Consider the following 26975-nt stretch of genomic DNA (forward strand, 5'->3'; position numbering starts at 1 on the left):
ATGAAAAAGATTCTTCTCGCCTGTGCAGGAGGCTTCTCGACAAGTATGCTGGTGGAGCGCATGAAGGATGCAGCACGCGCCAAGGGAATAGAGGTTATCATTGATGCTGTGGCGGAGAGCGATATTGCTGATCAGGCACCGTTTGACATTATTATGCTTGGGCCGCAAATGGGCCATGCCGAAGGGGATTTGGCTGCCGAATATCCTAGTATCCCGGTAACGACAATTGAGATGATGGCTTATGGCATGATGGATGGGGATAAAGTGCTGGAAACAGCAATTGAACTTATGGAGAAGGGGGCTTAGTTCATGTCAAGCGGGGCAGAATGGAGGGTCAAAATCCAGAAAGTCAGTACCAAGATTCAGAAAAATAATTATATCAGTGCTATTTCCAACGGGCTGATGGCTTTGATGCCGATATTGATCCTGGGTGCGATATTTTCCCTGATTAATGCTTTGAAGCTGGAGCCTTACCAGAACTTCCTGGAAAGTTCCGGCCTGAAGACGTACACTGCGATTCCGGCTACGATAACAACCGATTTAATCGCTCTGTATGCGGTGTTCTCCATCGCTTACAATTTTGCGGTACAGCTTAAACAACAGGGATTCTCGGCAGGAATTCTCGCGCTGATGAGCTTTCTGCTGGTTACTCCAAAGGGGCTCCTGGACGATGGCGCCACCAAAGCCTTCGGTTACTCCTGGCTGGGAGCCAAGGGACTGTTCGTAGCCATTATCGTAGCTCTCATTGTCGGCAAACTGTATACTTACCTGCTGGAGAAAAAAATCTATATCAAGATGCCAAAGGGTGTTCCGCCTACTGTTGAGAAATCCTTTGCCGCATTGACTCCTGGCTTCATTATTGTTTTCGTGATGCTGATCCTGACAGCGATTTTCGGAGCGACGAAATATGGAAACATGCATGAATTTGTCTTTTCCATTATCCAATTGCCGCTAACGAGTCTCGGTGGTACGTGGTGGGCGATGCTGATCTGTATTTTCTTAATCCATTTGCTGTGGTTCTTCGGTGTTCACGGCACATTGGTGGTTTACTCCGTAGTAGGCCCGATCTGGGTAGCGCTTGGACTTGAAAATCTGGATGCTTACCAAAGAGGTGTAGAAGGCACTCATATTATCGGTTCGCCGTTCTTCCCGGTCTATGTGCTGATTGGAGGTGCGGGTGCAACGCTTGGCCTGATTATTGCCATGCTGTTCGCCAAGTCTACCCGGTATAGAACGCTGGGCAAGCTTGCAATTATTCCAAGTATTATTGGAGTTAACGAGCCGGTCATCTTCGGGATGCCGCTGGTGCTTAACGTGCGGTTCATGATTCCGTTTATTCTAACGCCACTGGTGAGCAGCGGATTGGCTATTCTTCTGACTTCGATCGGAATTCTGCCGGTTCTGCACGGTATTCAAGTGCCGCTTGGTATTCCGGTGCTGGTTAATGGCTGGATGAACGGAGGCTGGCGCGTATCCGCGTTCCAACTGGTAATGATCGGGGTAAGCTTTGCAATTTATTATCCATTCTTCAAAAAAGCCGATTTCGAAGCCTACGAGCTGGAGCAGCAGGCTGAGTCTAAGACGGCGGCCGCAGTAAACTAAATGAATAAGGGAGGCTTATCCGATGCCTAACCAGTTTCCGGAGAATTTCCTGTGGGGCGGAGCGGTTGCAGCCAACCAGGTTGAAGGCGCGTATTGCGAGGACGGCAAAGGGCTGTCTACCGCAGATGTGGTCAAATACGTTCCGCCGGGACAGCGCAAAGCTCTTGAGCATGCTCTCAGCATCTCCAGAGCGGAGCTTGCTGCCGCCATCTCGGATACGCAGGAGGAGAATTACCCCAAACGCAGAGGGATCGATTTCTATCACCGTTACAAAGAAGACATTAAATTATTCGCAGAAATGGGTTTTAAAGTGTTCCGGATGTCGATCTCCTGGCCCCGTATATTTCCAAACGGGGATGAGAATGAGCCGAATGAAGCTGGATTACGCTTCTATGATGATGTTTTTGATGAGTTGAACAGATATGGCATTGAGCCACTGGTTACGCTCTCGCACTACGAGATGCCAGTGGAGCTTGTTACCCGTTACAACGGGTGGGAGTCACGCGAACTGGTCGGACTGTTCGTCCGTTATGCGGACACGGTCTTCCTGCGCTATAAAAACAAGGTGAAGTACTGGCTGACCTTTAACGAAATCAACGCAGTAATCCGCTTTCCGTTTCTGGGGGGAGGTGTGCTGACCGAAGGTAAAGAGAATGAGAAGCAGGCTGCGTTTCAGGCGCTGCATCACCAGTTCATTGCCAGTGCTCTGTCTATCAAGCGTGCAAGGGAGATTAATCCGGAGTTCCAGGTAGGCTGCATGCTGGCCCGCAAACTGATCTATCCGTATTCCTGCCATCCCGGGGATGTGCTGAAGGCACAGGGAGAGAACCAAATGGCCCAGTTCTGTTCCGACGTTCAGGTCAGGGGATATTATCCGTCATACATCAAACGGCATCTGGCTGATTATGAAGTAAGCATTGAGATGGAGCCGGGGGACGAAGCTGTTCTGAAGGAGAACCTGGTTGATTTCCTTTCCTTTAGCTACTACATGTCCTCAACGGTCAGTACGGACGAGAGTATCACAGAGCGGACAGAGGGTAATCTGTCGTCGGGTCTGGTGAATCCGTTCCTGAAGACCTCAGATTGGGGCTGGCAGATTGATCCGACCGGTCTGCGAGTTGTCCTTAAAGAGATGCATGACCGTTACCAGATCCCGCTGTTTGTTGTGGAGAACGGTCTTGGTGCAGCAGATGTTATTGAAGCGGACGGTACAATCAAGGACGATTACCGCATCGAATATCTGGCTCAGCATATCGAGCAGATGGCCGAGGCCATTGCTGACGGTGTAGAACTATTGGGCTACACGAGCTGGGGCTGCATTGATCTGATTTCAGCTTCCACGTCAGAGATGCGAAAACGCTACGGCTATATCTACGTCGATCAGGACGATGAAGGTAACGGCTCCCTGGAACGCATACGCAAAAAAAGCTTCTATTGGTACAAGAAAGTCATCGCCTCCAGAGGGACCGATCTAACAAATCATTAAATTGGAAAGTCTGGAAAAGATACAAAAAACGTTCCTAGGCAGAAATGTCTGGGGGCGTTTTTGTGCGCTTGCTGTGTTTAAGTCAGTAAACGTATGTCGTAATATTATATATAATTTGTCGTATTTTCCTATTAAAAAAAGCGACTCAGATATGTTACCTTATAGTGGGATGTCAGAATACTATATGTTGGAGGTTATAGCAAATGAGCATTGGCATTGGTCTAGTCAGCTTTTGGCATGTACATGCTTGGGACTATGTTAAGCAAGCGCAGGCGCATGAGGATACGTTTATCGCTGCAGTATGGGACGAAGATGCGATAAGAGGACAAGAAGCGGCTGCAACGTTGAAGGTTCCTTACTTCGAGTCTCTCGATGATATGTTGGCTCAGGAAGATGTTAACGCTGTCATCGTGGATGCGCCGACAAACATTCATAAGGATGTAATAGTGGCCGCCGCCAAAGCAGGCAAACATATCTTTACCGAGAAGGTTATCGCTCCAACAGTGCAGGAAGTTGATGATATTATTACCGAGGTAAATCGGAATGAAGTGAAAATTACCGTATCCTTGCCGCGATTGAACGACGGATACACTTTGTCCATTATGGAGTTGATTAGCGGGGGGCTACTGGGGGAGATAACGTATGTCAGAGTTCGCTTATCCCACAATGGGGCCATTGCCGGCTGGCTGCCTGAGCACTTTTATAATAAGGAACAATGCTCAGGGGGTGCTTTGATCGACTTGGGATGTCATCCTATGTATTTAACCCGCCTATTTTTAGGTCAGGATGTGACCGGTGTAAGTGCCAATTTTGGATATATCACAGGGAAAGACGTGGAGGACAATGCAGTAGCAACCCTGTTTACTACTTCGGGGGCGATCGGTGTGGTAGAGGCCGGATTTGTGAACAGCCATTCGCCGTTTACCATCGAGGTTCACGGAACAGAAGGAACTCTGCTCTTCGGAACGCCGGAGGATAAATTACTTCTTAAGACAAATAAACCTGAGGGTACCGCGAATAGCTGGACGGAGATTCCAATAAAAGATAATCACGACAGTGCCTTTCATCAATGGGTCAATCATATACAGAGTGATACTTTTGCGGATAATAATGTTCAGACTGCCATAGAACTGACCAGATTAATGGAAGCTGCAAATCGCTCGGCAAAAGAAGGACGGGTCATCCCGTTAGCAGACGTAAGCGCATGATCTACCAAACGATGTCTCAAAAGTCGGATTTGCTGGAGAGACTCGATATTACAGTTCAATGGGGACATTATGAGATTGTTGTACTCAGGTTCCATTTAACCTCATTCCCGGCCGGAAAAATCATAGATTTCCATAATCATGCAGAGTTTGAGTTTCACTTTATTCCTAAAGGTAAAGGAAAAGTGATTCTCGCTGAGCAGGAGTACCCATTATCGCAGGGTATGCTTTATTTAACGGGGCCGGGTGTGATGCATTACCAGGAGGCTGACCAGGAAGAAGCTATGGACGAACTTTGCCTCCATATTGATATTAGACAGAAAAGCAGAGCAGAAGTGGATCCGTGGGAGGTCGCAGAAGCGGAGGAATGTATCGACAAACTGCGGAAACTCCCCCTCATTCCGATCCATGACCGGCATCATGCCATGAATTGCTTTCTGGAAGCCTATGAAGCTTGTGAGGATAAGTTCACCGGATATTATACAGCCATCAAACAGTTTGTAATCAGTATTTTGTTAAAAACAGCAAGAGCGTATGATCCGGAAGGGGTTAGAGCGGAAGCGCCGGTGCGGGATATGCTGACTTACAGATATGAATACGCCATTCAGTATATCAGGGCTAATTATTCCGGGGCTGTCACGCTGGACAATGTTGCAGAAAAGCTAAAAATCAGCTCCAGACAGCTGCAGCGGATTTTTAATAAGGTCAATCCTGATCAATCCTTCTCACAGATTCTTGAGAATATCCGTTTGGAAGGTGTCTGCCGCAAGCTGTCGGAGGGCAACCAGCCGATTGAACAGATTGCTCAGTCTGAAGGTTTTACGAATGCCAACTATTTGCATATTGTTTTTCGCAAGCGGTTAGGAATAACTCCCGCGACCTATAGAAACGGGAAACATACGATAAAGTGAGGATGATAGATATGAGTAAAGTGTATCGGTTAGGCATAATCGGGTGTGGTGGAATCGCGAACGGGAAGCACCTGCCAAGTTTAAGCAAGCTGAACAATATTGAAATGGTTGCATTTTGTGATATCGTTCAGGAGCGGGCTGAAGCAGCAGCACAACAATATGGAAGCAAAGACGCAAAAGTCTACACGAATTATCAAACATTACTTAAAGATGGCACACTTGATATTATTCATGTGCTTACTCCCAATGAGTCTCATGCAGAAATCTCTGTCGCTGCGCTGGAAGCCGGCAAGCATGTCATGTGTGAGAAGCCGATGGCCAAGACGGCAGCAGAAGCCAAAAGAATGGTTGATGCAGCCAAGCGAACAGGAAAAAAACTAACGGTAGGCTATAACAACCGCTTCAGAGAGGATAGTCTATTTCTGAAAAAGCTCTGCGAAGCAGGAGAATTAGGCCATATTTATTACGCCAAGGCGCATGCCATCAGAAGAAGAGCAGTACCTACCTGGGGCGTTTTTCTTGATGAGGAGAAGCAGGGTGGAGGACCGCTCATCGATATAGGAACGCATGCACTTGATCTGACCTTATGGATGATGGACAATTACCAGCCCAAGGTCGTCTTGGGAACCAAATACCATGAGCTGTCCCAACGGGAGAATGCTGCAAATGCCTGGGGACCCTGGGATCCCGCCAAATTTAAAGTGGAGGATTCGGCGTTTGGAATGATTGTTATGGAGAATGGTGCAACGATCATGCTGGAATCCAGCTGGGCCCTGAACTCGCTGGAGGTTGATGAGGCAAAATGCAGCTTGAGCGGAACGGAAGCCGGCGCCGATATGAAAGAGGGCCTGCGGATCAACGGAGAACAGCATGGCCGCTTATATAAAAATGAGATTGAGCTGAACGCAGGTGGAGTAGCATTCTATGATGGCACACAGGAAAGTGCGCCTGACCTGGAGATGAGAAAGTGGATTGAAGCGGTTGATCAGGATAAGGAACCGGTCGTAAGACCTGAGCAGGCATATGTAGTTTCCTTGATTCTGGAGGCACTTTATGAATCCGCGCGCACAGGGAAAGCCGTTTATTTCGATTAAAGGAGACGGATCTGTTCAATATTCACGATAGTTTAAATATGGGAATGGCTTGCAATAAGCCTGAGTGGAATTTTGGCGCCTTATTACATGAAGGCGCTTTTTTCCGTTACAATAAATGAAACTTTCACCAAATTGAACAGGGGGCTGAATAGGATGAAAATAGTGGTCGCTGATGATGAACCCAGACACCTTCGAGGAATGGCGAATTTAATCAACAATCTGCGTCCTAACGTTCGAGTCCTGGTTGCAAAAGACGGGGCCAGCGCGTTAGAACTTGTTAGACTGGAACGTCCGGATGTCGTGCTGACGGATATCCGTATGCCCAATATGGACGGGCTTACATTTTTGCAGCAGCTCAAAGAAGAAGAACTCCAAACGAAGGTTGTGATGGTGTCAGCTTATAATCTGTTTGAGTATGCCCAGATTGCCGTTCGCCATGGTGCATATGACTATCTATTAAAACCTGTAGAGGCAGAGAAGGTAGAAGATGTATTGCGGCGTATAGAGCAGGAGCTGCTCACAGAATCAATGTTGAACCTGGAAGCAGAGGAGTTGAAGTTACGCCTTCACCATACCTCCTCAGCTTATAGAAACCGCTTATATTTAACCTGGCTAAACGGAAGCTTATCGACTCTCGAGCGAGATGAACTGGATACGTATGATTGGCTGCAGGGTGGCGGTGTGGTTATTTTCTCAGAGCTCAGAATCCGTCCCGGCCGCCATAACAATTTTGAAAGCGCTAACTTCCTGCGAAGCCTGGAGCAAGGATGGATGGCAATGGGGGAAGGTGTTACGATTCCTTTGAATGTACTTCTGGAGGATGGATTCCAAGCCGTCACAATTATCCGTAAAGCCACCCTTACCCCGGAGAAAAGAAATGAGATTCGTGCCATCGTTTCTGCTCTATCCTCAGAATGGAAGAATACGGGTCAGCTTACCCACGGAATAGGGCTGGAATGTAAATCATTATTGGAACAAGCACCGCAAGCTTACAGGGCAGCCCAAACCGTAAATAAGTTTAACTTTCATGACTGCTGGAAAGGGATTCTGTTTCAGGATGAGCTGCGTCTGTCTCAGTATCTAATGACACTTGACATGGAGAAACTCTTTGAAGCTCTGCAGGGAAATGATGCGGAGATGGCTATAGAAATGTGCATTGGAGCGCTCAGAGCGCTTTCAGATGATGGGCATACGGAGCCGATTATTTTAAAAGAAAATGCCTCGCTTCTGCTTATGAAGGTTAAAAGCAGGATGGGAAATATCGTTGACCGCCAGCTTGGGGATCTTCTAACGAATACGATGATTATGGAAATTCAAGCTTGTGGGTCTTATACAGAATTGATTGCGCTTGTAGAGGTTACTTTACAGAAGGTTCATTATGCATTACAACAGGCACGGCTGGATAAAAACGAAATTATCGTTACGGGATGCTTGAGTTGGATTCAGGAAAATCTGAAGGAAGATTTGTCTCTTGAACGAGCAGCCGCACACTTTTCTTTTAATACTTCCTATTTTAGTACATTGATTAAAAACCGTACGGGAAAAACATTCTCCGATCATGTAGCGGAAGCCAGAATGAGGCGGGCTAAATTGCTGCTGTCCGCGAACAAGCTCCGAATATATGAAATCTCCGCAGAGTGTGGTTATCAGGATACCAAATATTTCTGCAGGGTGTTTAAGAAATACAATGGAATCTCACCCGAAGCGTTTAAACACACTTCACTTCTACAGAGGAGAAATGAGGAATGAAGATGACATTTCGATCCCGATTGTTTGTCAGCTATATCTTTCTGATCGGAATTCCACTCCTCATTTTGGGGTCTCTTTTCTATCGAACCAGCCTGCGGGTCGTGACGGAGCAAGCGCAGAAAAATGTATATGAGATTGTCAGAAAAAATAATGAGATTATGGACACTAAGCTGCAGATCATTGATCAGAATAGCCAAGCAATGTTCATAGATAAGGATTTATTCAAAATTTTTAACCAAATGGATCCCCAGAACGAAGTAGAGCTGTTTGAAGCAGACCGTCAGGTAACCGCCGTACTAAGTAAATATTTCTCCAACAATGAGGATGTGTATGCTTACCAGTTGTGGACTTCCTATTTTACTTTCGGCCAGTTGCTGCCGCAAGGAGATCCTACACAATCGGATATATACCGTAAGGCACAGCAGGCAGGCGGGAAATTGGTATGGTACCCTACATATGATTTTGTTGATATGTTTAATCAGCCCTACTTAGAGTCCGGAAATTTGGAATTCCGCCATTTATTTTCTGCGACCAGACTGCTTGATTTCTCTCTGCTGAACAATACGACACTCGAGAAGATGGATGTTCAGGTGGAACGACCCATTTTAGCAATAAGCTTTAAAGCGGAAGCGTTGAAATCTCTATATGACGAAAGTATCCCCGAAGGCTCGGATTTCCTGGTGCTGGATGAGGATCAAAAAGTTGTTGCAAGCAGTGAACCAGGGAAAATCACACAAACCTTCTCGGACTCATGGGTAGAGGAACTGCAGCTGGAAAGCAGCGGTGCGCGAAGTATGACACTGGGGGGCAAAGCCGTGATCGTCTGCTTCGATCGTTCGGAAGTAACGGGATGGATATCCATTGTATGGATGCCGGAGTCCTCACTGGTTGGCAGCTTGCTGCAAAGCATCGAGACATCTATTATCCTCCTCGCCGCGATTATGGGGCTTGTGGCGCTCATTTGTGCTTTTTTTATCGCAGGCAGGATTACTAAGCCCATTAAGAAGTTGCTTGCTGCTATGAGATCCGTAGGTGGAGGGGATTTTCAAAAGCAAGTTGATGTTGGAACAAATGATGAGTTTGGCATACTTCTTCAGCGCTTTAATAAGATGAACGACCGGATTCGGCTATTGGTTATAGAAAATTACGAGATAAAATTAAAAGAACAGGAAGCCGAGATTCTAGCACTGAGTATGCAAATGAATCCTCACTTTCTGTATAATACGCTCAACGTAATGAACTGGACGGCTATTGAAAACAATCAGAAGGAATTAAGCAAAATGCTGGTCAATTTATCCAATATGCTGCATTATACTTCACGGAAAGACTGGAGAGCTGTTCATTTGTCGGAGGAAATCAAGTGGATGAACAACTACTTCTATATTATGTCCGTTCGCTTCGAGGACAAGTTCACTGTACATTATGAGATTGAACCGAAGCTTTACGAGTACAAAATGCCCAGACTTCTATTTCAGCCTTTTGTTGAAAACGCTGTCATGCATGGCTTCGATCAGATAGAAGCAGGTGGAATGATCAGCATTCGTGGCTGGATCGACAGCGGAAAACGCTATTATGTCATTGAAGATAATGGTAGAGGCATGAGTAATGACACTATCGATGAGATTTTATACAAGGAATCCACTTCGATAGGCATTAAGAATACCATTGCACGTATTCAAATGACTTATGGTGACAGCTATGGTGTGGCCATTAACTCCTTGCCGGGGAGAGGCACCATGATAGTGATCACCTTACCACTGAATACCTAATAATAATCCACCAATCCAAAAAGGTTCGGGTTATGTAAGCGCTATTATAGACCTTATAATTTAAGCATCATAGACTGCAGCTATGAACCAAGTGGGATTGAAATTGAGAGGGGTTCAAGATATGACACGACAAAGGAAATCGCTATTTGTGCTGATGGCTCTGTTGTTGATGTTGGTTACCATTTTACCTGCGTGCTCGAAATCCGGTACCGGCAGCAAAAATAACACGTCACCCTCAGCATCCAGCGATGCAGCATCAAAAGATCCCGTTACGCTGCGCATTTCGGAATGGGGTTCACCCGATGAAGTTGCTGCTTACAAGGTAGCGATTAAGAAGTTTGAAGCGAAATTTCCAAATGTCAAAGTTGATCTTCAGCATATTGCGACAGATTATGATACGAAGCTGACAACAATGGTAGCAGGGAATGATGTGCCTGATATTGCCATGATGGAGTCTGGTACCATTGCTTTTCCATTAGCAGAACAGGGTAAATTCTATAACCTTCAGGAATTTATGGACTCAGACCCGGATATCAGCATAGACAAACTGGTACCCAATATTATGTATTCTCTTGAGCCTGGTAATGTGATCGGCATAGGACCAGGTCCGGAATCCTTTGGTCTTTTTTATAACGAAGATATCTTTAAAAAAGCGGGGATTTCACCTCCGCCTTCTAAAGCCTCGGAAGCATGGACATGGGATGAGTTTGTAGATGTTGCTAAGAAACTGACTGTTGATACGAAAGGCAGAACGGCAAAGGATGCTGATTTTGATTCTAAAAATATAAAGCAATATGGTGTTAATGCTTCCACTTGGTGGGGAGTCTACAGCAACTTTATATACTCCAACGGCGGTGATTTTATCTCGGAGGATGGGAAGACGTTTGCGCTTAACCAGCCGGAAGCCGTCGAGGCGTTGCAGAAGGTGTCTGATTTAATGAATGTACACCATGTTTCGCCATCACCCGTGCAAGCCAAAAATATACCGGCGACGAATGTAGCGCTTCAAACCAAAAAGGTAGCGATGGCTATAGATGGGCAATGGGCAAGCGCAGCCTTGGCGCAATCGAAGTTTAACTTTAATGTAGGGGTACTGCCAGTCTTGAAAGAGCCAGTAACTACCGTTGTTGCGGGAATGTTCTCTATCTTTAAGTCAACCAAACATCCGCAGGAGGCTTGGGAGTTGTTGAAGGCGTTGCTTGATCCAGAGTCTTCTATTGATATGATCACTGCAGGCACATGGATGCCATCCTACAAGGATTGGTATACGGACCCGGCATTGTTGGCTAAATGGACGGAGAACCTGGATGCAAGACCTTCAGCTTATAAAGAAGCTATTATAGATGTGCTATTGACGAAAAGTCATCAGACACCAACGGGTTATGTGAAAAATTTCAATAAAATAATGGATATCGTGAATCCGGCCTTGGATAAAGTATGGCTTGGTCAACAGACCGCGCAAGAAGCAATGGATTCCATAGCGCCGAAAGCCCAAGAACAAGTTCAAGGACGCCGGGATATCGCACAATAATCGAAGGGACGGCGTTCTGATTATAGAAGATTGGAGGCAGCTATGCGAAAGGGACTATTTTATGGACTATTATTTACGTCTCCGGCTATACTCGGGTTTATTATTTTTACACTAGGTCCCATGATTGCAAGTCTGGTGCTTAGCTTGACGGACTATAACGTATTCAAGGAGCAAACTTCCTTTATTGGTTTTCAGAGTTTTTCGAGAATGTTCTCAGGTGAAGATGAGCTGTTCTTCAAATCGTTAGGGGTTACTTTCTATTTCGTTATACTTCGGGTGCCGGCCGTTATTATTCTTTCTTTTTGTATTGCCTTGCTGCTGAACATGAACGTTCGAGGCAGAGCCATATTTCGGACGATTATCTATCTTCCCAGCATTGTGCCAGCCGTGGCATCGGCGATGATCTGGATGTGGCTGTTGAATCCCGACCTGGGACTGATCAATTCCGTGCTCAGTTGGCTTCATTTACCAACCAGCAACTGGTTATATGCGGAGAATAGTGTTATCCCGTCTGTTGTACTTACAACATTATGGGGAATTGGAAGTACGGTGATTATTTTTCTGGCAGGCCTATCAGGTATTTCCAAACAGTATTACGAAGCGATTGATGTGGATGGTGGAGGCTGGTACAGCAAGCTGCGCCATATTACGATTCCAATGGTTACACCGACGATATTTTTTAATACCATCATGACCATTATCGGATCCTTCCAGGTGTTTAATGAAGCTTATATTTTAACTGAAGGTGGACCGAATAACCAAAGCTTGTTCTATGTATTTTACCTCTGGCGTACAGGCTTTAGAGATACCGAAATGGGGTATGCCTCCGCTCTGGCCTGGATCCTGTTCATCGTCATCATGTTCTTTACGTTTATTGTATTCAAAACCTCGAAGTCATGGGTGTATTACGAAGGAGGTGAGCGTACTTGAGACAATCAAAGCTTTCCCTTGGATCAGGTTATGCAGCGCTTATATTCATCTCCCTTTTGTTTATTGTACCGTTCGTCTGGTTAATCCGCAGCTCACTCATGGATTTATCGCAAATATTTACGATGCCGCCGGAATGGATTCCGAGGCCGTTTCATTGGGAGAATTTCCATAAAGCCCTTACTGTGCTGCCGTTCGATACTTTTTTCACCAACACGCTTATTATTGTAGCTAGTGTTCTTGTAGGTACAGTCTTAACGAGCAGCATTGCAGCATTCGGATTTTCACGGATCGTGTGGAAGGGCAGGGACACAGTATTCGCTATTCTAATGACCAGTATGATGCTGCCTGCCGCCGTAACAATCATTCCAAGCTTTCTTGGCTGGAAAATGTTTGGTTTCTACGATACGTATTATCCATTAATCGTACCTGCTTATTTCGGTGGGGGAATTTTCAACATTTTTTTATTGCGCCAGTTTTACTTGACGATTCCACGGGACTTTGATGAAGCAGCATTCGTGGATGGAGCTACCTATTTACAAATATACATGAGAATTATACTTCCACTAAGCCGTTCGGCGGTTATCGTAGTTGCACTGTTCAGCTTCCTGGCTTCCTGGAATGATTTCATGGGCCCCCTGATTTATTTAAAAAGTGATCAACTCTTTACCTTGGCGCTTGGGCTGCAAATGTTTCAAGGTTCGTACACTGCGCAGTGGGATTTGCTTATGGCGGCTTCAGCAGCAGTTGTCTTACCTTGTGTAATCGTATTTCTAATCGGACAACGATATTTCCTTGAGGGGATTACATTATCAGGCCTGAAGGGGTAATGACAGGAAAGTGAGGATACCTCATAATGACAAAAATTAAAACACAGCTAAGTAATTGGCAGGGTGTACCGTTCACGAATGTAATCATTGAGGATGTTTTCTGGCGTCCGCGTCTGGAGGTGTTGAAAAAGGTTACGCTGCCTGCCTGCCTCACGAAATGTGAGGAGACAGGGCGTATATCGAATTTTGCCAAAGCAGGAGGATTAATAGAAGGGACTTTTGAAGGCATTTATTTCAATGATTCCGATGTCTATAAGGTCATCGAAGGTATTGCCTATTCGCTTATGTCGGAGCCGGACCCGGAGCTGGAAGCGCAAGCGGACCGGATTATTGACCTTATAGCCTCAGCCCAGGAATCGGACGGTTATTTGAGCACTTATTATACGCTTGAAGCACCCGAGTCCAAATGGACGGATATGGAGAAGCATGAGATGTACAATGGAGGGCATTTAATCGAGGCAGCGGTTGCTTATTTTGAGGCAACCGGCAAGCGTAAGCTTCTTGATGTCGCTTGCAAATTGGCGGACCATTATGACGATCTGTTTGGTCCAGGCAAACGCCATTGGGTGGAAGGCCATGAGGAAATTGAGCTTGCTCTTGTGAAGCTCTACCGTGTTACCCAGGAACAACGCTATTGGAAGCTCTCCTTATGGTTGCTTGAGGAACGTGGACATGGACATGGATTTGGAGAAATATGGGACACTAAGGAGTGGGGACCTGCGTATTGCCAAGACGATGTTCCGGTCAGTGACACCCGGCGGGTGACTGGTCATGCTGTCCGGGCGATGTATTTATATACCGCTATGGCGGACGTGGTTCACGTGTCGGGGGATCCTGATTTTGTTGATGCCCTGCATAGGGTATGGTCACATACGGTAGAGCGCAATATGTATGTGACTGGGGGGATCGGTCCATCTCGCCATAATGAAGGATTTACACATGATTATGATTTGCCGAATGAATCCGCTTATTGTGAGACCTGTGCCGCTATCGCCATGGTTTTCTGGAACCATCGCATGAATCTGTTGTTTGGAGATGCCAAATATGCGGATGTGGTGGAGCGGGAAATGTACAATGGCGCTTTGGCAGGAATATCGTTGACCGGAGACAAGTTTTTCTATGTTAATCCACTGGCTTCGAAGGGCGATCACCACCGGGTGCCTTGGTTTGACACCTCATGCTGCCCGACTAATTTGGCACGGTTCCTCCCGTCCATTGGTCAATATTCATATGCTCAGACCGGTCAGGGCATTGCAGTCAATCAATATATGAATGGTGAAGCAGAGATCGTAATGGAGAGTGGGCTGGGCGTTAAGCTCAAGCAAACCACTCAATATCCTTGGAACGGTAAAATTGAGCTTGCGGTGGAAGCGGATAAAAGTGATTTTTTCAGCATTTATTTGCGGATACCTGGCTGGTGCAGGGGTTATAAGGTTAAGGTTGGAGGTAAATCCTTGCCGGGAGTCGAGGCGTTGACTGAGCGGGGTTATATCGCTATTCATCGAGCTTGGTCACAGAACGATACGATTGAACTTGAACTGGATATGCCAGTAGAAATTATTCAGGCGAGGCCGGAGGTGCTGGAGAATCAAGGCCGGATTGCCATTCAACGAGGTCCTATCGTGTATTGCCTGGAGCAGTTGGATAATTCCCGGCTTTCCTATGATGCGTATTCATTTTCTGCCCATGAGACGTTGCTGGTGGATCATCAACCGGAACTGCTCGGCGGCGTTACCGTTCTGAAAGGCAAGGATGGGGAAGGTAGACCTTGTCAATTCATCCCTTATTATGCCTGGGACAACAGGGAATCAGGATACATGCAGGTGTGGATACGGAAAGCGGAAGATAAAGGGCTGTATAGCTTTTAAGAGGAAAAGGAATTGATCTTCATTGAACTTATGAAGGGAATAGACGAGTGAAGCATCAACGAGTAGTACTCGTATGTTCGTACTAGACTCCATTCATAGTCTTCCGTTAACGTTCATTCCTTCCGATAAACGGAAGGAATGATTTACGCAAGAGGAACAGACAAGCAAGTTGTCTCATATGAACAAAATACAGAACTGGCTATTTTCCATAAAGCTAAATGGGTGCGTTGCTGGAAAAAGTCTCTTACTCATTGCGTCTGGAGAGAGCGCTATTTGCTACCGGCTTCCCATCTTAGATTCCAGTTATAATGCTGATCCAATTCCTGGTGTCCGCCGAAATATTCTACGAGTCTCTCCACGCTGAATGTATCATCATTCTGATTACGAATCATGGCGATGGCACACATACCCTTATTGTTATTATGCTCATCCAGCCGGACTTCGATCTCCGGTCCGCTCTGCTGCTTGATGGTTACAACAGCGTCAGCCTCCGACCAGTTCGTGATTCCCTCATAGATGAAAGCAAAGATAACAATTCTGCTGATTTCGGAAAGATAATGGCCATTAATCCGCAGATTCTCGCCCGTGGCAATGGATCCGGTGCGATCATCCCCGTCTAAGGAGATATAAGGCGGTCTGTTCAGGCTTCCGAAGGATTCACCGAGTGCTTGGACAGAGCCTTTAATGCCATTTTTTAATTCAAACAGACAACCAAGGTCAAGGTCGATGCCTTTACTTCCGAACCAGCCCGATGATTTTTTTTGATACCAGTTGAGATTGATCAGTATCTCGCCCAGGGATTCAGTCCCTTTCTGGAGATTGATCATCTCCCCGCGTTTCTTAAGCAAGATGGTATTGAGATCTAGAGGAGGGGCTGGAGGTGATGCTGGTGAAGAGGGGGGCAAATTGCCCGCCTTAGGCCGTGACCGCAACTCCGGGAGAGGAAAGGGTAACTGCTGCGATTGAATTACTGGGCTAGAGGGTAGAACTGACGGCACTATGTTATTATCCTTTATTCCATAACTTTCGCATAAGGCAGCTAAGCCTCCTGCATATCCGGAACCCACAGCGCTGAATTTCCATTCATTATTGTATCTATAGATTTCTCCGGCGACAATGGCGGTCTCTACAGAAAAAGCTTTACCCAGCCTGTAGCGGATAAGTTCCGTTCCATCAGCGGCGTTGATAATCCGTAAATACGCATCGTCCAGTAGCGAGAAGTTTTGCTGCCGTTTTTCACCCTCATAAATCGTTAGTGCAAATGCAATCCGTTCGTAGTCCGTAGGAATTTGCCGGAGCTCAACAGCGATTTGGGTGTTGTCGGTTAACCCCGCATAGGCTCTTTTATCGGACAGCAATACAGCTACGGATTGGTTCGAAGTAGAAGGATTGCCATAAAAAATAAGATCCTCATCTTTAGAGACAGTCTGGGCCGGCGTTAGCAAAAAAGCAGAAAAATCAACCTCAACCTCAGATCTGGTATTGTGCCAGCCCATTCCGACTATAATACGGGTAAGTAGAGGCTCGTCTTTCGTTAAATTACACTTTTGTCCCTTGATCAGATCAAATGTCATTAGAATCAGCCTTTCAAAAGATTAGTAGCGCTGGATCAATACCTGAAGCAGGTTAGAATCTGCCACGTCTTCCGGCGTCGAGATTCGGACCGTTCAGACTGGATAGTTTATCCAAGGCATGTTCGTAAATACGTACAATATCCTGCACCTTTTGGAACTCCGGATCCGAAGGACCCAGATTGTCCATGAACATACGCTGCAGGATTTCCTTATAAAACGAAATGCGGCTTCCGATAAGCCCACACTCGTAATCAATGACCTCTTCAACCGTGTGCTGCTCAACAAATTCCATCATGTCATCGGCCGGGCTGTCGTGTGACTCCCGCTCATTGCGTGCGGCAATCGGAGTGTTAACATTCTCGAGGTTAACAGTAGAACGTATATCGGAAAAGAGAATACTTTCTTTCGCCAGCATTACCTGAAAAGGCTTGTGCTTGAACAACTCTTGTACTACAAGAGCGCACATCGTCTGATTCCCCAGCAGCATACCATCAAAAGGGTGAAGAACCCATCCCCTGTCATCCCGATACAGGCTGAACGTGAAGTATTCACCTCCATATTCATATTTCAGATTGATAGCAGTCTCTGAAGTAAGCTCATATTGAAATGCATCCATTATTCTACTTGCGCCTCCTGCTTCTTCGTTCTGTGTGATTATATTAGCATAGCAGAATATGGGGAATCTTGGGAGAGCGGATTTTCCCCTTTATTATTTACAACGGATTTAGTAATTTGGTAATGTATAAAAGTACATGTACATCCCAATGGGGAGGAGGATACGTGATGGGCAAAAAAAGCCCGAAAGTCAAAGTTCATTTGGATTCTGGAGATATTCGCACTCTGGCGGACCAAGAGATCAAAGCCATCCTTCGTGCTGCTGATGAACTAATTATGACTGGTGGGAGGAACCTGCTCGCCAAAATTCTTAAAGGCTCCAAAGACAAGCGGATATTAAAATATGAGCTCCAGCTCTGTCCAGCTTATGGCTTTTATCATGAATTGAAGCTGGAGGATATTATGCATCGAATCGACTGGATGATCCGCAAAGGGTATCTGGAAATCGAATATAGCGACAGATTGCCGTTGATAGTTTTTTCGGAAAAAGGGTGGGCTATAGAACGTGAAACATATGCTGAGGAGTTGCTGCTCAAGCTTGGCTCGTTGCTGGACGGGCATGACTATTCTTATGTAGAAACGCTTAAGGATCGCAATCGCGGAATGATCCTTCTATTGATTGAGAAGATCAAAGGGACAGGCAATGCCCGTTTTGTGCCACTGCTTAGAACCTGGCAAGCCATAGAATATAAGAAGGTGCAGGCAGAACTCCAAAGTGCTGTGCAGTATTTGCTAAAGGAAGGCCAGATTAAGTGAGGTGCCAGCGTATACTGGCGGAGCGTCGCATTTGATACATTTAGGAGAGCAAACATAACAATAAATGATCAAGCTAAATTGTTTAAAGTGACCTTAAGCGATTGGAACGGTACAGTTCGTGGACGGCCTTTTCGTAAAATTGCAATTGCTGCTGTTTCTTCCTTATATGATCTTGCGGTAGTTACTATCGAATCCTTTGATTTTGATCTGGACCATGGTTTTGGGTTCTATGATAATATCAAAAACTGGTCGCGCTCTGAAAAGGGCTATGAGTTGTTTGCTGATATCGGGGAGAAGATGAAGTTCCCCGGTTTGAAGGGGGCAAAAATCAGTAAAGTTTTCCATACTCCAAAACAAAAGCTGCTGCTCTTATTCGACTATGGCGATGAATGGCATTTTATCGTCCAGTATATTGGAGATACAAAGTTGAAGCCAGGCCAGAAACTGCCCCTGATTATGGAGACTAAAGGTGAAGCACCTGATCAATATGGCGGCTTTGAAGATGAGGATGAAACTCAGGCACATGACAGAGCGGAAGAACCTGAGCGGGAAGAACGCATTGTAATGGAAATTATTGTAGATGCGTATGACGAGGAAGAAAAAGCAATGGGTTGGTACTATTATCTAAAGGACAAGATTCACTTTCCCTTTATGGCGAAATGTAATCAGACTTTGGCTAAATCGCCACTCAAAAGTGGTGAACAAGTTACCGTTATACAAATGGCGCCTGAGAGCGAATGTTTGGACGGCATGTGGGTTCAAGTAGAATGGCAGAATCGTAAATTTGCAGTACCTTTGGTTCAACTGCAGCCGATTGAGCCGGATGAAGATACTACAGAGGCAATTGAAGATTGGGTATACTGGACGGATTTGGGATACTCATTTTGATTGAAGATAGAGGAAAGTATCTGAATAATCAGAATCAAAAGTTAATTTTCATCAAGGTTCAGACACCCGCGAAGGTTGAAACAGGCTACTAGAGTCTGTGAACATTTTGGCTGGGAGATTATAGCGGGAATAGATTTTGCAGAGGATTTGAGTGATTTGAAAAAGGCCCTTAAGGATGAGTTCAGTCCAGCGAATGTATATGATCCTTGCCCCTGTGGCAGTGGAGCTAAATACAAATTTTGCTGTGCGCCGAAAATGAAGAATTTTGATGCGAAGCCTAGAGAAACAAAAAACATTGTAATAATGTTTAAAAGTTTGTTTAAGGCAGTGCCCCTGACCATCACGTCAGAGCGCATCGCAGGCAGCGAAGAGGTCAGGGGTTCGATCCCCCTTGGCTCAACCAAAAACATCATATGGACTCTTAGCTCAGTTGGTAGGGAAGCATTCGCGTCCGCCTAATCCAACCCAAAGCCCCAAACACCAGCTTCTGCGATAGGCTATCGAGTCCCTGAATTCCTTCTCCTGAACTTCGGACCCCACAGCCTCTATTTTCTCAAATTGGCACATTTAGCAATGCTAGCGGACCGTGCTGCACTTATTCCCCTCCATCAGGCATGTTTCACGCGGAATGTCAGCAATTAGCTGCATCTGAGTCCGGAAGGTAGACAAAACAGTGTTTTTGGTGGAAATAAAGGCTCCTCGGTCCGTAGCGATTCACACGACTCTTCACCATACCTTACAGAAATCTGATCTGGCAGGAATCAAAACGCTATCCGGGCACACCTTCAGCATTTTCGTAAATATTCATGACCACCTGCTGGATCGGCAGTTCCTTGACCGAAATGTCGGAGAACCGGTGTTTCCTGGAGATTTCTTCGATAAAATCGCTGATCGAAATAAGCGCCGTATCCACTTCAAGCGTAATTTGAAAGTCAGACGGTCGCTCGACCACTTTGGTGTAGGCATTGTCGAAGATGGTTTTGTGCACAGACTCCGCAAAAGTAAAACTGACCCGTTTCTTATCCCCCAGAAAAAGCTTCAGCTGCTGAAGCGATTCATCGAAAACCTTTTCCCCGTGGTTAATGACAATGACCCGGTGGGCAAGCTCCTCCACATCCTCAAGATCATGGGTGGTCAGAATACACGTCATATTATGCTTCTTGTTCATCTGGTGAATGAATTCGCGGATTTTGACCTTGGCGATCACATCAAGCCCGATGGTCGGCTCATCCAGAAACAAAACCTCCGGCCGGTGCAGCATAGCCATGACGAATTCGCATTTCATGCGTTCGCCAAGGGACAGCACTCGTGTGGGCTTTTCGATCACATGCGCAATATCCAGCATCCCCGTCAGCTCTTCCAGACGGTGTTTAAAGTCCTGATTGGCGATTCCGTAGATTGCCTTGTTCATGTTGAAGCTGTCGATAGGCGGAATATCCCAGATCAATTGGGATTTCTGACCGAATACGGCTCCGATTTTGCCGACATAGCGCTTCCTGTCCCGGGCAGGCGAATAACCAAGAACTTGAATTTCACCGCTTGTGGGATAAAGCGCGCCGCAGAGCATTTTGATCGCCGTTGATTTTCCCGCCCCATTGGGACCCAGAATGCCGCAGATTTCCCCCTGCCCAATGGCAAAGCTGATATCGTTGACGGCGTTGACCACAACCTCTTCGCGCTGGAAGAAGCTCTTAAAGGTCTGGCCCATACCTGCGCCCCGCTTATAGGTTTTATACGTTTTAGTCAAATGCTTCACATCAATGACCGGCATCATCCGCCTACCCCCTCGTACAATCTGATCATATGCCGGTAAACCCATACTCCTGCCGCCAGAAATAAAAAGCAGGGCAGAACAGCAGCGAAATCGCTGGCATGCACCCGTCCTAGAAGAGCGGAAGCAGGGAAGAAGCCTACCATTCCCACAGGAATTATCATCGTGGCCAGAGCTTGTACAGCCTTCGGAAATATGGGCAGCGGATATTTTCCAATATGCAGCACACTGTCAGCAAGTTCGGAAATTCTCGAGTTGCCCACCCATTTGAAGGACATAGCGGCCATCATTAGAGATAATCCTGCCAGGACCGCCGTCCCTGCGATAAACATCCCGGCAAATTGGAGCCAGAAAAGGACCGGAATGGCGCCGACATGCATAGCGGAGAAAATGAATAGCGAAACCCCGCCCAGAAACAGGCCAACACTTTCTGTAGAAAATGTTGTGGCAATAATAAAAAACAGCGGATTCAGCGGTTTCATAAGAATAACCTCGAAGCTTCCCTCACGGACATGCGACATTGTGGTCCAGAGAACGCCGCCGAAAATAAGGCTCGAAAGGCCGCTGGACATGGTGAATACAGACTGGATCAACAACACCTCAAACAAGCTCCAACCGGGAAAGCTGGTGCCTGCCCGGTAAATAAGCAGGGTCACCAGCGGAAACAGAATGTTGCCGACCAGGGTGATCAGACTGCTGATAATGAAATTCATACGATAGGCCGCAGCCGACTGCAAAGCAGAATACATGCACTGCTTGTAAATATCCAGATACCGTTTCATGTAAAGAACTGTCCTTTCATGGGGTCATTCACGCGCCGACAGCGGTAAACTGCTTCATAGCCAGACGGCGAACAAGCTCGTTCAATCCGAACGTAACTAACAAGGCCGCCGCCTGTATGCCCACGGCTTGCTCAATGGAAAGCTCAACGCCTCCAAGTGAGTAATGGCCGGTAAAAACCATTGCAGGCAGGTAGGCCATGTACTGAAACGGCAGGAAGAACTGGATCACCTGAAGCCAGTGCGGAAAAAAATCAAGCGGAATAAGCGCACCTGAAAAAATACCCGACACCAACATAAAAGCACTTCGTATTCCAGCTGACTGGACAAGCCAAAATGAAGTCAGGCCAATCATGTAGTTCACATAAAAAATCATTAGAAAGGTAAGCAGCACCGATAGAAGCATCCATGGAAAGCTTGCCGGCCGCATATCAACTCCAAAAATAAAAATGAAGATCAAAAGGCAGGGTGAAAATTCAAACAGGAAACCGAGAGACCGATGCCCGATTTTCTGAAGCAAAGCGAAAGAACGGTGATGAATCGGGCGCAAATGAAAGGTAAGGAATTTACCGGTGCGAACAAGCATGGATAAGTTCCAATCGGCAAAATCCATGACCAGGTAACCGATAAGCGCAGTAGCGCCGAAATAGCGGATCATTTGGGGGAGGCTGATACCGCCGAGCGAAGCATGCTCTCCATATACCGCTGTCCAGATAAAATATTGCACCATAAAATATACAGGACCGACGATAATCGACACCATGGAATGAGTGCGGTAGGCACTCCACTCTTTGTAGGTTACCTCCGCCACCGTCCGGCAAATGAGCCATTTGCGTTGCAGGCTATTCATCAGGTGAGTCCAGACCAAATGATATTAGTTACATTATATAGGCCCTCTGCGTACCAATTATCACCGGTAAAAGGCACAAACCATACAGCGGCAAGCTGCTCTGTAGGGTCGATAGCCATGCAGCAGGCTCCAGCGCCTTCGTGAAAATAGCTGGTTGGAGAGTAGAGGAAGGCGGGGCCTCTCCTCATATCCAGTCCAATGCCATAGCTCCGGTCCTTGTTATCGGCACCCCAGCAGTAATCAGGAACTCCGTACAGGGTGCGGGTCGTGATCTTCTCAACCGCTTTGCGGCCGACGATACGGGTATCGCCCAGTGTTCCCATGCCCAGGAGCATGTTGGCGAACCGGATGAGATCGGCTGGCGTAGAGGCCAGGCCTCCGCCGGTGCTGGAGACTGTATCCCACAGCTTTTCCTCTGGAGAGACTTCTGGCTGATTACCGTTAATTAGATCATTTAGCCGCTTCTCATGTCTCTCGTTTCTTATAATGGCGCGTCCGGCTAGCTCCGGAGTCAGTTCCCAAACGGTATCCTTCATGCCAAGAGGCTTCAGGATTTGCTCTTCTATGTACTGTTCAGCAGTTATGCCAGTTACTTTTTTGATGATTTCTCCGAGCAGGCAGAAGCCAAATGAGCAGTACTGCCATTCCTCGCCGACTTTTTTATTGACCCCGCAGCTCAGCGCGGCTGTGATCCAGTCCGGATCACCACTCTCAGGGTTATACTTTTCGAAATATTCACCAATTAATTGCCAATAAGATTTATGATAGGGGATTAAGCTGCCCGCACAGTCGGGAAACAGGCCCGAGGTATGGGTCAGAAGGCTGTAGATATCGATTTTGTTAAAAGGTTCCACGTTAAACTGCTCCAGGAACGCGCTGACAAGAAGGTCAAACCGGAGAATACCGTCCTCAACAAGCTTGGCCATTGCTACTGAGGTAACGGCTTTGGTAATGGATGCGATATTATGAACGGTTGCCGGTAAAAGCGGCTCGGTCCTGTCTTCCCGGAACGAAAGCGGTCCCATAGCACCGTGCATAAAGGTCTTTCCATACCTTGAGACGCAGTAAGATGCGGCCTGGATCTTATTTTGATCAATCAAGTTCTGGAAGTGGTTGTGCAAAACTCCGGTTCTCGAAGTATCATAACCTACCTCTGCCGGTGAACAGTCGGTACTGCCTAGAGTAAACAGCATACATATATGCCTCCTTGAAATTATTAGCACCATGCAAGGGTACCTAATCTATCTAAGCGCTTTCACAGGGGCTCGCCTATTCGTGCTGCTCTGCATGGCAATAGCTTTCAGCACGATACCACTTAAGTATATTTCCAGAGTATGGGTGTTACAACGGCAAATTTGTATATAACCAAACTTACCCGGGTGATGTGTTGTGTAAGAACCTCGATAGAGGATTATATTTACAAAGAAGAAAAAGATTGCAAAAATGACATATAAAAAGGTATAAATATATATGTGACTTGTCCGGTAGAGATGCCGTTTCATTGCTGGATCAAAAGCTTTTTGACAACATTTATAGATTTTTTGCTGACTGATTAAAAAATTGAGCAACAGCGGTCGATAAACATCATATACGAATAATGCAATATTCATGTTCACTCGATTTGCATGCAGTCTAATAGAATTCTAACAAAAGAGAGGGCTGGCTGTGGACGGAAAATCAAATGCTTCTGCCTTGCCGCGTAACACATTGCTGAATGGCGTCTATCAGATCAAAAAAGTAATATCACGCAGTGAGCTTGGAATCGTCTATTTGGGAAAGGAAAAGGAGACGGGGAAACCTGTCGCAATTAAGGAGTTTTATCCTTCGGTGCTGGCTCGGCGAAAAGCTGATAAGCGTACGGTTGAAATTCGATTGGGGAATAGCCTGGACCAATATGATGAGCTTCTGCATTCGTTTATGCAGGAGGCGGAGCTTCTTTCTGAATTGAAGCATCCTCATCTTCTGAAGTATCTTGCTCATCTGGAAGCTAATGGGACAGGATATATTATTATGGAGTACTGCCAGGGAACATCTCTGGATAAGTGGCTGAGTGCACGTGGAGCGGTTGACCGCGCATTATTCATCAATCATACCCTGCTGCCGTTGGTGGAGACGCTGGAATATATACATACTCAAGGCATTATTCACCGGGATATCAAGCCCTCCAATATTATGATTATGGAGGATGGCACTCCGAAGCTTATTGATTTCGGGTCTGCGGTCCGTCTTCCGCTTAAGGAAGGGGAGAAGCAGACAATCTTTACATCAGCATGCTACTCTCCCTTGGAACTTTACTCTGAATTGTCACCTCATAATGAGATGTCTGATATATTCAGTCTGGCTGCGCTATTACATTACTGCTTCTGCGGTGAAGCACCTGCCGATGTGAAGCTGCGCTTGTTCGATGAACAAATTCCTGCGGTTAGGACTAAGAATCCGGAAGTCAGCCGCTGGCTGTCGCGAACAGTTCATTGGGGCCTGGCCATGCGGCAGGAACAACGTTGCCCGTCACTCGCCAAGTTCAGGAGGGCACTGCAAGTTCAGTCTTTTCTATGGAAGTGGAAAGGTACAGCAGTACTTGGGAAGGCGGCGATGGATCTGTCGTCCGGAAAGAAATAGGACAACCCTAAAAGGTTGTCCCATACAGTAACCGGTAGTGATCCTGAATTGAGGGTCACTTTTCTTTTGCCTGGAAGCAGCACTCACAAGCCCCCGGTTATTCTCCACAGCTTATATAGCTTCCGAATCCCTCTGCTGGCCTACATAAATATTAGTTTTTGGCTTAATGGCCTTGTAACGAATCTCAATCTCCGTCAGACCATCTTCGAATGTAATATAGAGCCGGTCATTGTATTCAAGCACTTCCTGCTTGCCACGCTCCACAGGGATTCGCCCATGTACGACTGTGCAGCGGGAATCATGCCGGACGATCAAGGTTTCATTCTTGCCGGCTTTGAACCAGATATTCCCCGCTTCCGGAACATGTTCCCGGATCTCCATCATGTTAAGCAATTCAGCCAGATTCATCCTGCGCTGTTGAAACGAGGTCATCGGCCAGTGGGTCACAGGAATATCTGTACCGCTTGCAGTACTTAGGAAATAACCTTCCAGTCTGCCGCGAAATACTGGCTTAGGTCGCAGCACGAACCAGTACAGCAGTCCAATAGCGATCAGTAACAGTACGGAAAGTACGCCAATACGCAGCATCTTTTCCACCATGGAAGTGATATGTACAGGGATTCGGGCGGTTACTTTGGCGCCTTCATCATCTGTGGCTGTTACTGAGAGATAGGACTTTCCTGAATGCAGCGAAGACAATAAGAGTTGTCCATCTTTGATGTCTGCTTGAGCCAGGCTCCGATCTCCTTGTTCTGTATCCACGGTATAAGTAAGCGAATCCTTATTGGGATCTTCGAAGTAGCTGGTTAAGTCAAGCTTAACAGCTCCGTCATCCTTGGACAAATCAATGGATTTATTCAAAGCGACCGGCGGCAGATTGTTAATCTCGATGACTGCAGTCTTGCCTTCTCTGTAGAAATCCGAACCGTCTACACGGATATGGTATTGGTATGTATTTGATTTAGGAAATATGTAGGTGCCCTGAAAGCCGCTTCCCGTATTGGTTAGTGGAATCCGTTCAACTTTGCCTTCTTTGGGTGTTACGATCAGTTCTGCTTTTAGCCGATTGTAAATATCGGTATCCTGTACTTTAGAACCGTCGTTTATTCCGTATAGTGCAGCCTCGAAGACAGTGGCTTGTCCTTTGAGGGCTTTCTGTCCGCCGGATATGGCGGCTTCGGCACGCATATTATAATTGCCAAGCAGATTGACTTTGACAAGATCACCGGCATGTCCGCGGAATTTCAGCACGAAATTGCCTTTAACCGGCTTGACGATTTTCATCAGCGAGTATTTATCCGATTGGATGAAGCTTACATTGCTTGATTTGTAATAGAGCTGGGCCTCCGTTACCGGATGCTCCGACAGCATGATAATATTGGCGTCAGCCATGCTGGAATTAGGAATCTCCACGGTGATTTCCTGAAGGGAGCCATTTGCTGTAACGGCTGCTACGGATGTAAGTACGGATTGAATCTGACTGGCAAAGATCTGGTTAAATATTTCAGGCAAATCGTCTGCACTTCCGGTAATAAAAGAGGTACCGCCCGTCTCACTTGAGATCCGCTCCAATTCACTTGAATTAACCTTGCCTCCATAATTAAGGCCGACGGTGTAAATCGGGTATCCTGACTTTCGGGCCATGTTAATGACTTTGTCCACATCATTTGCTGAATCAGCAAAAGTCCGTTTACCGGAGCTGTTCCCAATGTCCGTCTCTCCGTCGGAGAGAAGAATGAGGAAGGGTTGTCTGCCATTTGTCCGGGATTTCTCCAGCAGCTCCGCGCCGCGCCGCAGTCCAAGGCCAAGATCCGTGTAGCCGGTCCGCTTCAAGCTGTCGATCTTGCTCCGTAATTGCTGTCGCGCGCCGGAAGACGTAATATCCGTGAGCGGGACAGAAGAAGTGATCCGGTCGTTGTAGGCCACGAAGCCCAGCCTGGTTTTTTGCCCCCCGCTCATATCCATGAACATGCGGATAACTTCATCGGCTATCCGGTCCTTGTCCGTCTGATTCATGGAGTAGCTGACATCCAGCACAAACATGGCATCCAGACCTCCTGCCGGAGAAGGAGCGGTAGAGTCCTTGCCGGATGATGCGTAGCTGGAAGTCCCGCCGTTCCCTGCCAAGCAACCTGAAATCAGTATCATCAC

23 protein-coding genes are annotated in these 26975 nt (G+C 46.6%); 16 read left to right on the forward strand and 7 right to left on the reverse strand.

Annotated elements, in window-relative coordinates; translation table 11 throughout:
• The 12 genes from MHI45_RS29765 to MHI45_RS29820 all read left to right on the forward strand — a co-directional run bounded on the left by MHI45_RS29765 (position 1) and on the right by MHI45_RS29820 (position 14972).
• On the forward strand, positions 1-306 hold the full coding sequence (locus MHI45_RS29765; RefSeq protein ID WP_038588997.1) for a PTS sugar transporter subunit IIB: 306 nt from the start codon (positions 1-3) through the stop codon (positions 304-306).
• Positions 307-309: 3 nt separating this feature from the next.
• Positions 310-1602, forward strand: coding sequence for a PTS sugar transporter subunit IIC (locus tag MHI45_RS29770; protein ID WP_038588999.1), 1293 nt, complete (start codon positions 310-312; stop codon positions 1600-1602).
• 22 nt (positions 1603-1624) lie between these two features.
• Positions 1625-3088, forward strand: coding sequence for a glycoside hydrolase family 1 protein (locus MHI45_RS29775; protein WP_076110637.1), 1464 nt, complete (start codon positions 1625-1627; stop codon positions 3086-3088).
• A 203-nt stretch (positions 3089-3291) separates the two neighbouring features.
• On the forward strand, positions 3292-4296 hold the full coding sequence (locus MHI45_RS29780) for a Gfo/Idh/MocA family protein (RefSeq protein ID WP_076110636.1): 1005 nt from the start codon (positions 3292-3294) through the stop codon (positions 4294-4296).
• Complete coding sequence (locus tag MHI45_RS29785; protein ID WP_076110635.1) at positions 4293-5204, forward strand: AraC family transcriptional regulator; 912 nt, start codon at positions 4293-4295, stop codon at positions 5202-5204. Before MHI45_RS29780 ends, MHI45_RS29785 begins: the two co-directional genes overlap by 4 nt.
• An 11-nt stretch (positions 5205-5215) precedes the next feature.
• On the forward strand, positions 5216-6298 hold the full coding sequence (locus MHI45_RS29790; protein ID WP_076110634.1) for a Gfo/Idh/MocA family protein: 1083 nt from the start codon (positions 5216-5218) through the stop codon (positions 6296-6298).
• Between the two features lie 153 nt (positions 6299-6451).
• Positions 6452-8047, forward strand: a complete 1596-nt coding sequence (locus tag MHI45_RS29795) for a response regulator transcription factor (RefSeq protein WP_341118458.1) — start codon at positions 6452-6454, stop codon at positions 8045-8047.
• Entirely contained in the window at positions 8044-9816 is a 1773-nt protein-coding gene (locus MHI45_RS29800; RefSeq protein ID WP_341118459.1) for a cache domain-containing sensor histidine kinase, read from the forward strand. The genes MHI45_RS29795 and MHI45_RS29800 overlap by 4 nt, the downstream gene beginning before the upstream one ends.
• 121 nt (positions 9817-9937) lie before the next feature.
• Complete coding sequence (locus MHI45_RS29805; protein WP_341118460.1) at positions 9938-11347, forward strand: ABC transporter substrate-binding protein; 1410 nt, start codon at positions 9938-9940, stop codon at positions 11345-11347.
• Between the two features lie 42 nt (positions 11348-11389).
• Positions 11390-12277 carry a carbohydrate ABC transporter permease gene (locus tag MHI45_RS29810; protein ID WP_341118462.1) on the forward strand — a complete coding sequence of 296 codons (888 nt, stop codon included), beginning with the start codon at positions 11390-11392 and terminating at the stop codon, positions 12275-12277.
• Positions 12274-13104: a carbohydrate ABC transporter permease gene (locus tag MHI45_RS29815; protein ID WP_076110630.1), complete on the forward strand. Its 831-nt coding sequence runs from the start codon at positions 12274-12276 to the stop codon at positions 13102-13104. Before MHI45_RS29810 ends, MHI45_RS29815 begins: the two co-directional genes overlap by 4 nt.
• Before the next feature lie 26 nt (positions 13105-13130).
• Positions 13131-14972, forward strand: coding sequence for a glycoside hydrolase family 127 protein (locus tag MHI45_RS29820; protein WP_341118463.1), 1842 nt, complete (start codon positions 13131-13133; stop codon positions 14970-14972).
• A 269-nt stretch (positions 14973-15241) separates the two neighbouring features.
• On the opposite strand, the gene MHI45_RS29825 is transcribed toward MHI45_RS29820, so the two are convergent.
• Together MHI45_RS29825 and MHI45_RS29830 are read right to left on the reverse strand one after the other, a co-directional pair.
• Complete coding sequence (locus tag MHI45_RS29825) at positions 15242-16546, reverse strand: TerD family protein (protein WP_341118464.1); 1305 nt, start codon at positions 16544-16546, stop codon at positions 15242-15244.
• Positions 16547-16598: 52 nt separating this feature from the next.
• Positions 16599-17162, reverse strand: coding sequence for a hypothetical protein (locus tag MHI45_RS29830; protein WP_341118466.1), 564 nt, complete (start codon positions 17160-17162; stop codon positions 16599-16601).
• Positions 17163-17329: 167 nt separating this feature from the next.
• Between MHI45_RS29830 and MHI45_RS29835 the strand changes: the two genes are divergently transcribed.
• The 3 genes from MHI45_RS29835 to MHI45_RS29845 all read left to right on the forward strand — a co-directional run bounded on the left by MHI45_RS29835 (position 17330) and on the right by MHI45_RS29845 (position 19264).
• Positions 17330-17917, forward strand: coding sequence for an RQC-minor-1 family DNA-binding protein (locus MHI45_RS29835; RefSeq protein ID WP_341118467.1), 588 nt, complete (start codon positions 17330-17332; stop codon positions 17915-17917).
• Positions 17918-18004: 87 nt separating this feature from the next.
• On the forward strand, positions 18005-18805 hold the full coding sequence (locus tag MHI45_RS29840; RefSeq protein ID WP_076110694.1) for a calcium-binding protein: 801 nt from the start codon (positions 18005-18007) through the stop codon (positions 18803-18805).
• Between the two features lie 75 nt (positions 18806-18880).
• The gene (locus tag MHI45_RS29845) at positions 18881-19264 is read left to right on the forward strand and encodes an SEC-C metal-binding domain-containing protein (RefSeq protein ID WP_076110626.1); all 384 of its coding nucleotides are present in this window, start codon (positions 18881-18883) and stop codon (positions 19262-19264) included.
• Between the two features lie 310 nt (positions 19265-19574).
• Here the strand turns inward: MHI45_RS29845 and MHI45_RS29850 are convergent, their stop codons facing one another.
• Genes MHI45_RS29850 through MHI45_RS29865 form a run of 4 tightly spaced genes read right to left on the reverse strand, consistent with a single transcriptional unit; the run spans position 19575 to position 23398 of the window.
• Entirely contained in the window at positions 19575-20579 is a 1005-nt protein-coding gene (locus MHI45_RS29850) for an ABC transporter ATP-binding protein (RefSeq protein WP_341118468.1), read from the reverse strand.
• A complete protein-coding gene (locus MHI45_RS29855) occupies positions 20576-21358 on the reverse strand; it encodes an ABC transporter permease (RefSeq protein ID WP_076110624.1) in 783 nt (260 codons plus the stop codon). Before MHI45_RS29855 ends, MHI45_RS29850 begins: the two co-directional genes overlap by 4 nt.
• Before the next feature lie 28 nt (positions 21359-21386).
• Positions 21387-22205 (reverse strand): ABC transporter permease, encoded by an 819-nt coding sequence (locus MHI45_RS29860; protein WP_341118469.1) that lies wholly within the window; start codon positions 22203-22205, stop codon positions 21387-21389.
• The gene (locus tag MHI45_RS29865) at positions 22205-23398 is read right to left on the reverse strand and encodes a serine hydrolase domain-containing protein (protein WP_341118470.1); all 1194 of its coding nucleotides are present in this window, start codon (positions 23396-23398) and stop codon (positions 22205-22207) included. Before MHI45_RS29865 ends, MHI45_RS29860 begins: the two co-directional genes overlap by 1 nt.
• A gap of 472 nt (positions 23399-23870) precedes the next feature.
• On the opposite strand from MHI45_RS29865, the gene MHI45_RS29870 reads away from it, so the two are divergent.
• Entirely contained in the window at positions 23871-24824 is a 954-nt protein-coding gene (locus MHI45_RS29870; protein ID WP_341118471.1) for a serine/threonine protein kinase, read from the forward strand.
• 111 nt (positions 24825-24935) lie between these two features.
• On the opposite strand, the gene MHI45_RS29875 is transcribed toward MHI45_RS29870, so the two are convergent.
• Complete coding sequence (locus MHI45_RS29875; protein WP_341119134.1) at positions 24936-26972, reverse strand: vWA domain-containing protein; 2037 nt, start codon at positions 26970-26972, stop codon at positions 24936-24938.
• Positions 26973-26975: the final 3 nt, after the last annotated feature.

It is taken from the genome of Paenibacillus sp. FSL H3-0321 (genome assembly GCF_038002865.1).
Classification (GTDB): Bacteria; Bacillota; Bacilli; order Paenibacillales; family Paenibacillaceae; genus Paenibacillus_AQ.